This is a genomic window from Streptomyces sp. NPDC059452, from assembly GCF_042750035.1.
Lineage (GTDB): Bacteria > Actinomycetota > Actinomycetes > Streptomycetales > Streptomycetaceae > Streptomyces.
Window position 1 is genome coordinate 156,204 of record NZ_JBHYVE010000020.1, and the last position, 11,615, is coordinate 167,818.

General features: G+C 72.9%; 9 protein-coding genes and 1 tRNA gene. 1 reads left to right on the top strand and 9 read right to left on the bottom strand.

The genetic code is table 11. The annotated features are described in order from the left end of the window. Positions 1–200 precede the first annotated feature (200 nt). From ACFW9Z_RS25305 to ACFW9Z_RS25320, 4 genes are all read right to left on the bottom strand, one after another. A complete protein-coding gene (locus tag ACFW9Z_RS25305) occupies positions 201–1,985 on the bottom strand; it encodes a DEAD/DEAH box helicase (RefSeq protein ID WP_384644715.1) in 1,785 nt (594 codons plus the stop codon). Positions 1,986–2,141: 156 nt separating this feature from the next. Continuing rightward, positions 2,142–2,537, bottom strand: a complete 396-nt coding sequence (locus ACFW9Z_RS25310) for a type II toxin-antitoxin system death-on-curing family toxin (RefSeq protein ID WP_384644717.1) — start codon at positions 2,535–2,537, stop codon at positions 2,142–2,144. Next, positions 2,534–2,734 carry a ribbon-helix-helix protein, CopG family gene (locus ACFW9Z_RS25315; protein WP_026290595.1) on the bottom strand — a complete coding sequence of 67 codons (201 nt, stop codon included), beginning with the start codon at positions 2,732–2,734 and terminating at the stop codon, positions 2,534–2,536. Before ACFW9Z_RS25315 ends, ACFW9Z_RS25310 begins: the two co-directional genes overlap by 4 nt. Before the next feature lie 40 nt (positions 2,735–2,774). Further along, positions 2,775–4,496, bottom strand: a complete 1,722-nt coding sequence (locus tag ACFW9Z_RS25320; RefSeq protein ID WP_384644720.1) for an MFS transporter — start codon at positions 4,494–4,496, stop codon at positions 2,775–2,777. A 185-nt stretch (positions 4,497–4,681) separates the two neighbouring features. Between ACFW9Z_RS25320 and ACFW9Z_RS25325 the strand changes: the two genes are divergently transcribed. After that, positions 4,682–4,756 (top strand) — tRNA-Cys (locus ACFW9Z_RS25325). A 66-nt stretch (positions 4,757–4,822) separates the two neighbouring features. On the opposite strand, the gene ACFW9Z_RS25330 is transcribed toward ACFW9Z_RS25325, so the two are convergent. From ACFW9Z_RS25330 to ACFW9Z_RS25350, 5 genes are all read right to left on the bottom strand, one after another. Then, a complete protein-coding gene (locus ACFW9Z_RS25330; RefSeq protein ID WP_384644722.1) occupies positions 4,823–5,206 on the bottom strand; it encodes a hypothetical protein in 384 nt (127 codons plus the stop codon). A gap of 126 nt (positions 5,207–5,332) precedes the next feature. Then, positions 5,333–6,070: a hypothetical protein gene (locus ACFW9Z_RS25335; protein WP_384644724.1), complete on the bottom strand. Its 738-nt coding sequence runs from the start codon at positions 6,068–6,070 to the stop codon at positions 5,333–5,335. Between the two features lie 53 nt (positions 6,071–6,123). Then, positions 6,124–8,475 (bottom strand): xanthine dehydrogenase family protein molybdopterin-binding subunit, encoded by a 2,352-nt coding sequence (locus ACFW9Z_RS25340; RefSeq protein ID WP_384644726.1) that lies wholly within the window; start codon positions 8,473–8,475, stop codon positions 6,124–6,126. A 184-nt stretch (positions 8,476–8,659) separates the two neighbouring features. Continuing rightward, a complete protein-coding gene (locus tag ACFW9Z_RS25345) occupies positions 8,660–10,435 on the bottom strand; it encodes a 2Fe-2S iron-sulfur cluster-binding protein (RefSeq protein WP_384644728.1) in 1,776 nt (591 codons plus the stop codon). Next, positions 10,432–11,328, bottom strand: a complete 897-nt coding sequence (locus ACFW9Z_RS25350) for an FAD binding domain-containing protein (RefSeq protein ID WP_384644730.1) — start codon at positions 11,326–11,328, stop codon at positions 10,432–10,434. Before ACFW9Z_RS25350 ends, ACFW9Z_RS25345 begins: the two co-directional genes overlap by 4 nt. Between the last annotated feature and the right edge of the window lie 287 nt (positions 11,329–11,615).

Here is an 11,615-nt window from a genome sequence, read left to right on the forward strand (position 1 = left end):
TCCAGGTCGGCAGACGTGGTGGTGACCCTTCGTACATCTCGTGTGAACTGTCGTTAACTCACCGTGAATTGAAGCGTGCACAATTTTCCGGCCGGGCGGTGGCAGGAAGCGACAGGTGGCCGAAAACGGGTGTGCGGCCCGCCCCGGACAGGACCGGAACGAGCCGCACGGCAGGAGGGCGGGGCGGGCAGGCGGCCCCCTCACGTCATCCGGGTGGCCCACTCCTGGACCTTGGCGATGCGCGTCTGGATCTGGTGGGCCGTGGCCTCGGCGGTCGGGGGGCCGCCGCAGACGCGGCGCAGTTCGTTGTGGATCACGCCGTGGGGCTTGCCGCTCTGGTGGGTGTAGGCGGAGACCATCGTGTTGAGCTGCTTGCGGAGGCTGAGCAACTGCTTGTGGGTGACGACGGGCCGCGCCTCGGCGGGCTTCTCCAGGAGGTCGGCCTCCTCGGCCGGCTTCTGGCGGCTGTGCGCGATCTGGCGGCTCTGACGCTTCTGGAGGAGGAGTTGCACCTGGTCCGGTTCGAGGAGGCCGGGGATACCGAGGTAGTCCTGCTCCTCCTCACTGCCCGGGTGGGCCTGCATGCCGAACTCGGCGCCGTCGTACAGCACTCGGTCGAAGACGGCGTCGGACTCCAGTGCCTCCCAGGGCAGTTGGTCCTCGGTCTCCTCGTCCTCCAGCTTCTCGGCGTCGGCGAGGAGCTGGTCCTCCTCCGCGAACGGGTTCTCCTCGTCGCTGCCCTTCTTCGGCTTGTCGAGGACGTGATCCCGCTCGACCTCCATCTCGTTGGCGAAGTCGAGGAGCATCGGGATCGTCGGTACGAAGACGGAGGCCGTCTCACCGCGCCTGCGGGAGCGCACGAAGCGGCCGACGGCCTGGGCGAAGAAGAGGGGCGTGGAGATGGTGGTGGCGTACACACCGACGGCCAGGCGCGGCACGTCGACGCCCTCGGACACCATCCGCACCGCGACCATCCAGCGCGACTCGTCCGCGCTGAACTTGTCGATCTTCTTCGAGGCGGCCTTCTCGTCGGAGAGGACGACGGTCGGCGTCTCTCCGGTGACCTTCTTCAGGATCTTGGCGTACGCGCGTGCCGAGTCCTGATCCGTCGCGATGACCAGCCCGCCCGCGTCGGGGATGCCCTTGCGGACCTCGGTCAACCGCTTGTCGGCGGCGGCCAGAACGTTGGGGATCCACTCCCCGGTGGGCGCGAGCGCGGTGCGCCAGGCCTGGCCGATGGCGTCCTTGGTCATCGGCTCGCCGAGCCGGGCGGCGATCTCGTCCCCGGCCTTGGTGCGCCAGCGCATGTTGCCGCTGTAGCTGAGGAAGATCACAGGGCGGACGACGCCGTCGGCGAGCGCGTTGCCGTAGCCGTACGTGTAGTCGGCGGAGGAGCGGCGGATGCCGTCGTTCCCCTCCTCGTACGCGACGAACGGGATCGGGTTGGTGTCCGACCGGAACGGCGTACCCGTCAGCGCGAGCCGCCGGGTCGCCGGGTCGAACGCCTCCTGGCAGGCCTCGCCCCAGGACTTCGAGTCACCGGCGTGGTGGATCTCGTCGAGGATCACGAGGGTCTTGCGCTGCTCGCACCGGTTGCGGTGCAGCATCGGGCGGACGCCGACACCGGCGTACGTCACGGCGACACCGTGGTACTCCTTGCTCAGCGGACCGGCGCTGTACTCCGGGTCGAGCTTGATCCCTATCCGGGCGGCCGCCTCCGCCCACTGCTTCTTGAGGTGCTCGGTCGGGGCGACCACGGTGATCTGCTGGACGACGTGGTGGTGCAGCAGCCACGACGCGAGGGTCAGCGCGAAGGTGGTCTTGCCGGCGCCGGGCGTGGCGACGGCGAGGAAGTCGCGCGGCTGCTCCTGGATGTACCTCTCCATGGCCCCCTGCTGCCAGGCTCGCAGCTTGCCGGCGGTCCCCCAGGGGGCGCGGCCGGGAAAGGCGGGGGAGAGGTGGTGGGAGGCGGTGGTAGTAGTCACGGTCTCCGGTTCGGGGCGCTCGGGTACGTGGGTCGCTGCCGCTACCGCACCCGGCCCGAAGGACCCGGCCCGCGATACGACAACCGGGCCACCCTACCGGGGGCCCGGTTGAAACCCGGTACGAACGAGCCGCGCCGACGCCCGACGAGACCGTGCTCACACCTGGTCGACGACCAGGCCCCGCAGCCCGTCGGAGATGGTCTTGATCTCGTCCGCCTCACCCGTGGCGACGTCGATGACCAGCCGTTCCGCCGCGTCGATGTCCAAGCGCAGGTCGACGCCGTTCATGGCCAGGAACGTGACGCAGGAGAGCCAGGCCGTCCTTTTGTTGCCGTCGAAGAAAGAACGCAGGTGGTTGTTCGCCAAGGACTGGAGGAGCGCCGCCGCCTTGTCGATCAGGTCGGGATAGGCCTCCTGGCCGAACATGGCGGCCGAGGGGCGGTGGACCGCGGACTCCAGAAGACCGGCGTCCCGGACGACGACCTGCATGTCGTCGCAGGCGTGATCGGCGATCACGAGCACGTCCTCGGAGCTCAGATAGACACAGCTCACTTCAGCCGCTCCATCAGCTCGCTCCACTTGGCCGCCTGCTCCTTCGCCGTCTTGCGGACGATGGCCTGCTGCGCCGTTCTGGCGAGGTAGTCGTCCACGGCCTGGAGCAGTATGGCGTGCATGCTGGTGCCCTCCTGCTCGGCGCGCTGCTTGAGTGCCTCGGTCTGGTCGTCACGGAGACGCAGGTTCATAGCCATACCAAAACGGTACCACCGGGTGGGGCCAAAATGGTACTGATCACTTCTCCCGCACGACGACCCGCGTAGCCACCCACGCCCCCACCACGGCCACCACCGCCATCGGCAGGAACACCGCCGCGAAGGCCATCGGGTGCGAGCCCGAGGCCGCCCCGCTCACCGTGCCGTGCGCCGCCGCGCCCAGGGCCTTGCCGCCGAGGGACGCGAAGGCGGCGCCGCCGATGGCCAGCAGCAGGACGTTGGAGAGGCCGTCCGAGATCTGGAGGGCGGCGGAGTTGGAGCCCGCCTCCTCCGGGGCCGACAGCTTCAGCAGCAGCACGCTGGTGGAGGCGATCACCATGCCCATGCCGAAGCAGCCGAAGGCCCAGGCCACGGCGACGATCCAGACCGGGACCGCCTCGATCAGTACGGTGGGGGCGACGGCGATCGACGCGGCCACCAGCACCATCCCGCTCACCATCAGCCGCTCCCGGTGCGGCTCCAGACGCGGCCGGGACTGGACGAACGAGCCGAGCGCCCAGGTCGCGCCGCCCACCGCCAGGGAGAGACCCGCCATGGTCGGGGTCAGGCCGCGCTGGGTGACCAGCATCAGCGGTACGAAGGACTCCGCGGCGATGAACGAACCGGCCGCCACCCCCCGCAGCAGGATCACCGACGGCAGCCCGCGCGCCGCCCGTACGGTCCCGGTGGGCAGCAGGCCCCGTACCGCGGGCACCAGCAGCGCGACCCCCGCGGCGGCGGGCAGCACGGCGAGCCAGTTCAGCTCCTGGCCCGCGTACTGGAGCAGCGCCGCCCCCGCCGAGATCCCCAGCGCGAGCCGGATACGGCGGCGGTCGTACGGCTGCGCCGGAGCCTCCGGGTCCGCCGGGCCCGAGGCCATCCGGCGGATCTGCGGCAGGGCCAGGGCGAGCGGAATGACGATGAGTGCGGGGATGCCGACGAAGACCCACCGCCAGCCGAGGTGCTCGGTCACCGTTCCGGCGGCCAGCGGCCCGACCACGGACGGGATCACCCAGCTCGCGGCGAACGCGGCCATGATGGCGGGCCGGATGCGTTCGGGATAGGCGCGCCCGATGACCACGTACAGGGCAACGATCACCAGCCCGCCGCCGAGCCCCTGGACCGCCCGGCCCGCGATGAACACCCACATAGAGCCCGCCGCCCCGGAGAGCAGCAGCCCCACACCGAACGCGGTGATCCCGGTGGCGAGCGGCTGGAGCGGCCCGCGCCGGTCGGCCCACTGGCCGGAGAGCACCATGGCGAAGAGGCTGGTGGTGAAGTACGCGGAGAAGGCGAACGCGTAGAGCGGAATGCCGTGCAGCTCACGCGCGGCGACCGGCATTGCCGTACCGACCGCCGTCGCCTCGAACGCGATGAGGAACACCACGGAGACGATGCCGATGCTCAGCGCCCGATAGGTCCGCCCGAGCACCCCTTCGGCGGCCGCCCCCGCGACCGCCGAGGTCAGATCGCCGGGCAGAGCGTCCGGCATACCGGGCCGTACGTCGCCGGGTATGCCGGTCTTGAGGTCGGCGGGGAGGTCGACGGGCAGCCCGGTGGCCGGATCGGTGGGCAGCATGGCGGCCTGGTCGGTGGGACCGCCCTGGTGACGGTCGTACGGTCGGCCGCCCTGGTCGCGGTCGTGCGGCCGACCGGTCCGGTGCTGGTCGTGCGGTCGGTCGGCCCGGTGGTGGTCGTGCGGCGGATCGGTCGGGGCGGGGCGCGCGGCATCGGTGCCGTCACGCTGTTCGGGGGCGGTCATTTCCCCAGAGTAAGGGGCGTGGGGCGGTTTGAGCCCTGTCGCTGTGCCCGCCCGGGCTCGTCCCTTGGTCGTAGGGCGGAAGCCCCGGGCGTGAACGGCGTATGGCAGTCGTATTGCGGACCGCCCGTTTTCCTTGTGGCCCGCTCCCCACGCCCCCTAACGTCGAGGACACAACAGCAAGGCATGGCCGTGTGCCCGAGAGGCTCAGGGGCTCGACTGCAACTCGAGTTACACCGGTTCGATTCCGGTCACGGCCTCCAGCGAAGAAGCCCGAAAGCCGAAGGCCGCCTCTATACCTCTGGAGGCGGCCTTCGGCGTGTGCGGGGTCATGGGGTCATGGGGTCCAGTGACGGCCTGGCCTCCAGTCCCCCGTCGTTCTCGCACTCCAATTCCTTCGCCATGGCCAAGGAGAAGGAGTGGGCCACGGTCGCGTAGGCGTTCTTCAGCGCCTCGGGGTCGCCCTCGGGTTCCACGGTCATTCCCCCACGCTCCACACCGACGCCCAGGTGAGCCGGTCCGGAGCCGGGCAGCATTCCGCTTCGGCAGGCGAACCGGAGGAACGCCCCGTCCGGCGCGGTCAGGGCCCGCTCCCCCATCCTGAGCACGGTGAACTTGGGGGCCGGGTCGCCCGACGGGAATTTCTCGCCCGATGCCTCGAACTGCGACGCCTCCATGATCACCTTCAGCGCCTTGCCCACGTTGGCGAACACAGCTCTGCCGCCGCACAGCCGTGTCCCGGCCACTGACGCGGAGCTGCACTCAGCGGCCCCGTCGTCTCCGCTCCCGCAGCCTCCAGCTCCCAGAGCAAGTGAGCCCGCCACGGCGGGCAGCGGTCCTCAGGCCTTCTTCAGCCTCTTCATCAGATCGCGCATGTCACTGATCAGGTCCGGGTGGTACTGCTCCACACCGGGGGCGTCGGGCGGGGGCGCATCGCCGTCGCCGGACCCCGTGTAGTCCCAATTCAGGGAGATGGAGAGAGTGATGACGGCACCGCCCTCCAGCACCCGCAGCTCCGCGTCGTATTCGTCCACGACCAGCAGATAGGCCAGGTCCCCGAGGCCGGGTACCAGCTCCGAGCGTTCCGGTTCGTTGCCCAGCAGACTCGCCACGCCCCCGCGGGCCTCGAATTCGGGCCGGGGGTCGGTCTCCTTGTGCAGTTCGGCCACCATCCAGACGTGGAGCTGGGAGCTCCATTCCTTGCTGGAGCCTCCGGAGGAGCCGAGCGACGTGGAGCACGTGACGCTGTCGAGTGCCGGGTGTCCGATGGTTCCCGAGGAGAGCGACGGGGGCTCCTCCCGCTTGCCCACGGACGCGGTGAGCGCCGTCAGCCGGAGGGCGGAGCAGGAACGTTCCCCCAGTTGGTAACCGTGCGTCTCCGGCTTGCGGTCGCCGCCGATGCCGTACGCGAAGACGGCCGATGCCCACACGGCGGATGCCACCAGCGCCCCGGCCGCGCCCCACAGCAGGCCGTGTCCGCGTCGGCGACCCGACGCGGGCTTCCGGTCGTAGCCGCCCACCTCGTCGGCGCCGCGTTCCGCGCCCGACTCCCCCACCAGCTCCGGCTCGGTGATCACGCCGGTCCCTCCCCGTGTTCGACATCCCGTACGCCGGTCCGGCGCACGGTCCCTCAGCTCTTGGCGTTCACCACCGCCGCCTGCGGGCGCACCGGCAGGCGGTTCACCGGGCGGCCGGTGGCCGAGCGGACCGCCGAGGCGACTGCGGCGGGGGCCGTCACGACGGGGACGGCCGAGGCGGGCTTGGCGCCGAAGGGGGCCACCACGTCCCGCTCCTCGACCAGTTTGACGATGCGGATGTCCGGGGCGTCCAGCGAGGTCGGGAGCGCGTAGCCGGTCAGGTCGGGGTGGCGGATCAGGCCTCGCGCGGTGCGGAGGTTCTCCGTCAGGGCCGCGCCGATGCCCTGGGTGATGCCCGCCTCGATACGGATCGCGAGCTGCTTCGGGTTCAGGACGCGGCCCACGTCCTGGGCTACCGCCATTTCCACCACGCGGATCGAGCCGAGCTCGATGTCCACGTCGACGACCGCCCGTACCGCGCAGAACGCGAGGCCCACGAAGGCGTCGCCCTGGCCGGAGTCGTCCAGCGGCTCGGTGGGGTGGGGGCGGCACTGGGCGGTGGCCCAGAGCTCCTTGCCGTCCATCGCCTCCATGACGGTGGTGGAGAGGACACCGTCGTACGAGGTGATCTTGCCGTCCGCGATCTGGAGCAGCTCCGTGGACATGCCGAACTTGTGGGCCAGCGGCTGGAGGAGCTGGGTGCGGACCATCTTGGCCGCCCGCTCCACCGCCCCGCCGGAGACCCAGGTGTGGCGGCCGTGGGTCGCCGGGCCCGCCGGGGGCTGGTCGGTGTCGACCGCCGCCACATGGACCTCGTCCACGCCCAGGACCTCCTGGACGATCTGGCGGGCGAGGGTGGTGAAGCCCTGGCCCGTCTCGACCGCCGCGCAGATCACCGTGGCCACGCCGTCGTGGACCCGGACCGTGGCCGTGGAGACCTCGTCCGCGCCCTCGGCGCCGAGCATGTGGACCATGCCCACGCCGTAGCCCACGCCCCGGCGCACCGCCCCGGGCTCGCCCGCGCCCTCGGGGCCGCCGGGCAGCAGCCAGTCGTCCTCGGGGGTGTCCTTGGGGAGGGCGGGGAGGGGGTGGTCGCGGACCGCGCGGAGCAGTTCGGCCACCGGGGCCGGGCAGGTCACCGTCTGGCCCGTGGGGAGGATGTCGCCCGTGGACAGCACGTTACGGAGGCGGAGTTCGGCCGGGTCGATGCCGAGCTTGGCGGCCAGCTTGTCCATCTGGCCCTCGTACGCCGCGCACACCTGCATCGCGCCCTCGCCGCGTACGTGGCCCGACGGCGGGTTGTTCGTGCGGACCGCCCAGCCCTCGATGAAGGCGTGCGGGACGACGTACGGGCCGCAGGCGAAGGCGACCGCGGCGGCCAGCGACTCCGAGGAGGCGTCGGCGTACGCCCCCGCGTCCAGCAGGATCTGCGCCTCCACCTTGACCAGCCGGCCCTCCGCGTCCGCGTGGTGGCGGTAGCGCAGGAGCGTCGGGTGGCGGTGGGCGTGGCCGAGGAAGGAGTCCTCGCGGGTGGCGGCCAGCTTCACCGGGCAGCCGGTGCGCAGGGCGAGCAGGCCCAGCGGGATCTGGAAGCCGGGGTCCTCACGGTCGCCGGTCGCGCCGGGGACTCCGGTGACGACGACCTTGACCCGGTCCGGCTCCAGGCCGAAGCAGGCGGCGGCCAGGTCGCGGTCGGTGTGCGGGTCGGTGGAGGCGGTGTAGAGCTCGACGCCGCCGTCCGGGCGGGGCACGGCGAGGGCGGCCTCCGCGCCGATCGGGGCCGGGTCCTGTCGGCCGATGCGGTAGAGGCCCTCGACGATGACCTCGCCGGTCGCCTCGGCGTCGCCGTACCGGAGCGGAATGTGCCGGATCAGGTTGCCGTCGGGGTGCAGGGGCTCCGCCGCGAACGCCTTCTCCGGGTCCGTGACCGGCTCCAGCACCTCGTACTCGACGGCGATGGCGGCGGCGGCCAGCCGTGCGGTGTCCGGGTGGTCGGCGGCGACGGCGGCGATCGGCTCGCCGTGGTGGCGGACCAGGTCGGCGGCGAAGACCGGGCGGTCGACGACCCGGCGGCCGTAGTTGCTGTCCCCGGGGACGTCCTCGTGCGTGACGACCGCGCGCACCCCGGCCATCGCGGCGGCGGCCGAGGTGTCGATGGACAGGATGCGGGCGTGCGGGTGCGGGGAGCGCAGCACGGAGGCCCAGAGCAGCCCCTCGGCCCAGAGGTCGGCGGCGTACGGGAAGGTGCCCTCGGTCTTCGCGCGGGCGTCGGCGGGCTGTAGCGAGGCGCCCAGGCCCATCAGGGGCGGCTCCTGGCCGGGCCCGTCACCGGGGCCGGCGGAGGCGTCGATCCTGGGCAGGCTGGTGCTGGTCGCGTTGGCCGCGGTGGCTGCGTCGCCGCTCACGCCGCCTCCTTGTCGTTCGCACCGCCGCGTCGGCGGCGGGGGGTGACCTGTGGTGTCGCGGGGGGCCGGACTGATCGGGCCGGTCGGACTGATCGGATGGGCCGGGCGCGCCGGACGGGCCGGACGGGCGAGACAGGCGGGTGACCGTGATCGTGACCGGGTGACGCGGGTCTGCGCGCGTTGATCACTGCGCGCCTCCCTGGTGCGGCTGATGCGGCTGATGCGGCTGGGGCTGCTGTACGCCGCCGGCGCCGGGCTCGGCCTGGTGCGGGATGCGGGCCTCGTCCTGGGCCGGGGCGGAGGCGGCCGCCTCCGCGCTCGCCTCACGGGCCGCCACGACGTCCGCGACGGCGTCGAGCACGCCCCGGTAGCCGGAGCAGCGGCAGAGGTTGCCGCAGAGGGCCTGGCGGGTCTCCAGCTCGCTGGGGGCGTGGTTGCCCTCCAGCAGGTCGTGGACGGTCATCGCCATGCCGGGGATGCAGAAGCCGCACTGGACGGCGCCGCAGGCGGAGAGGGCACGCTGGACGTCGGAGGGTTCGCTGTCGACGGCCAGCCCCTCGACCGTACGGACCTCGCTCCCGGCGGCGGTGGCCGCGGGCACCAGGCAGGAGGCGACGAGCCGGCCGTCCACCTGGACGTTGCACGCCCCGCACTCGCCCTGCGAGCAGCCGTCCTTGGCCCCGGCGAGGCCGAGGCGCTCGCGGAGCACGTAGAGCAGGGACTCGCCGATCCAGGCGTCGCTGACCGGGCGGTCCACGCCGTTCACGTGCAGGAGGTAGGAGGCGGAGGGGTGTTCGCTGGGTACGTCGACGGGGGCGGCGACCGGGTCGTGCGCGGGGTCGTGGGCCGGGTCCGGTTCCGGTTCCGCTTCGGGGGCCGGGTCGGGTCCGGCCTCGGATGCGGGGGCCGCTGTGTTCTCGGGGCCGGGCAGGGCCGTGTGGTCGGTCGTGTGGCCGGTTGCGGAGGTGGGCGCCGCTGCCGGTTCCTGGTCGGCTCGGGCTTCCGGTTCCGGTTCCGGTACGGATTCCGGTTCTGGCTGGGGGGCCGCCGCTTCGTGATCCGTGGCGGGGAGCGGGTGGGCGGCCTCGGGGCCGGGGCCGGGGTGGCCCGAGGGGGTCGCGTGCTCCTCGTCCGGTCCGGGGCGCACGGGTGCCGGGGACTCCTCGGGCTGCGGCTGCGTGGCCCAGGGCGCGGGGGCGCCGCCGGGCAGCGTCGCGGGGCGCGTGTCGTCCGCGTACCACTGCTGGGGGGCCGACGCCGAGGCCGGGAACTCGCCTGATTCGTCCGGAAGATCCCCGTCCGCGACCGGGATCGTCCACTGGCCGGTGTGCCCGGCGGGGCTGGTGTCCCCGGCGGGGCTGGTGTGCCCGGGGTTCTCCGTGTGGCCGGTGTGCCCGGCGGGGCCGGTGTGTCCGGCGTTCTCCGTGTGGCCGACGGGTCCAGAGTGGTCTGTGTGGCCGACGGGACCGGAGTGGTCTGTGTGGCTGGCAGGACCGGAGTGGTCCGCGTGGCCACCAGGGTCCGTGTGCCGGGAGTGCTCTGCGGGCGCCGCCTGCTCGCCGATGGCCTCGGTGAAGTTCCACTGGGCCGTGGTGTGCGAGGTGTCCTGGTACGGCTGCGCGTACCCGCCCTGCTCGTTCGGGTCCGGCCACTGCACCGCGCCCGGAGCGGCCGCCTCCTGGGCGCGCCGCTCGGCCTGGGCCTGCTGCTGGCTCTGCGTCTGCACGACCCAGCTGCCCGTCGCGGCCGGGTCCAGACCGGCCGCCGGGGTCAGCGGCAGGATCATCGGCGGTACGTAGCCCTGGCCCGGGGCGGCCAGGGGCGCGTTGTCCAGGTCCTCCGGCGGGAGCTGGACGAACGCGGTGGCGTCCGCGTCGTACTCACCGCTCTGCGGCGTCGGCTCCCAGCCCCCGTACCGGGGGTCGGGGCCCGGCTGGTTGGGGGGTTCCTCATTGCTCACGACAGGGCCCTCCCCAGCGCGCGTCGGGCGAGCGCTGCGACAGTGCGGCGCAGGTGCAGTACGGCCGGGGACAGCGGCGGGGCCTCTGATCCGTCGGCCGGCGGTGCGTGGTCCGGGATGCAGGCGGCGGCGACGTACTCGCCGAAGGCGGCCAGCGCGTCGGGGGCCAGGCCCCGCTCGCCGTCCCAGTCGATCAGCGAGGCGATCCAGCGCTCCGCCTCCAGCGGGCGCAGCGGCATCGGGGCGATGGCGCCGACCGCGCAGCGCACCCCGCGCCGGGCCGGGTCCAGCACGATGGCGACCGAGGCGGTGGCACGGCCGGGGCCGGTGCGGCCGGTGGCCTTCAGGAACACCTGCGGGGCGTGCAGCAGCGGGACCCGGACGAAGCCGATCAGCTCGGCCGGGCCCAGCATCTCGCGGCCCGCCAGCAGGTGCGAGACGGGGACCTCGCGGCGGGTGCCACCGGGTCCGGCCACGACCAGCTCGGCCTCCAGGGCGGCCAGCACCGGCAGGGCGTCCCCGGTGGGCGCGGAGGTGGCGATGTTGCCGCCGAGGGTTCCGGCGTTACGGATCTGGGGCGGGCCCGCGGCGCGCGCGGCGGCGGCCAGGGCGGGGATCAGGGCGGCGAAGTCGGGCCGTCCCGTGCGGGCGTGGGTGAGACCGGCGCCGAGCAGGGCGTGGCCGTCCTGGTAGTGCCAGCCGCGCAGCTCGCTGATCCGGCCGAGGCCGACCAGCGCCGAGGGGCGCAGGAGCCCCTTGTTCACGGCCGCCATCAGGTCCGTTCCCCCCGCCACGGGGACGGCGGCGGGCATGGCTTCCAGCGCCGCCACGGCCTCGTCGAGCGAGGCCGGCAGCGTCACCGACTGCAGCGCCTGCGGTGCGTGCGTGGTCAACCCAGCTGCCCCTTCCCGGTCTCCCGGCTGGTCCGCCTGTTCCGCCGTACGGTACGTGTTCACAGGCCGGACGTGGCAACTCTGGCACATCTTCCGATCGGACCGGCGCGAGGGTCCGCGAAGGGTGGATCCGTCCCTGACCAGGGGGATGATCCGTTTTCGCACCTCTTCGGAGGGGAGGGTGAATTGCCACCCTTCAGCGAGGCTTGTACGACTTATTCCGTTCGCCCCGCAGCCGGTTCGGTTCGCCCCCGTGTACGCGGCGCACGCGGCGGACGTCCGCCGCG

Excerpts from the sequence above, each read along its gene's own strand:
- ACFW9Z_RS25315 (WP_026290595.1), bottom strand. The coding sequence starts at position 2,734 with ATGGCTATGAACCTGCGTCTCCGTGACGACCAGACCGAGGCACTCAAG.
- ACFW9Z_RS25320 (WP_384644720.1), bottom strand. The coding sequence starts at position 4,496 with ATGACCGCCCCCGAACAGCGTGACGGCACCGATGCCGCGCGCCCCGCC.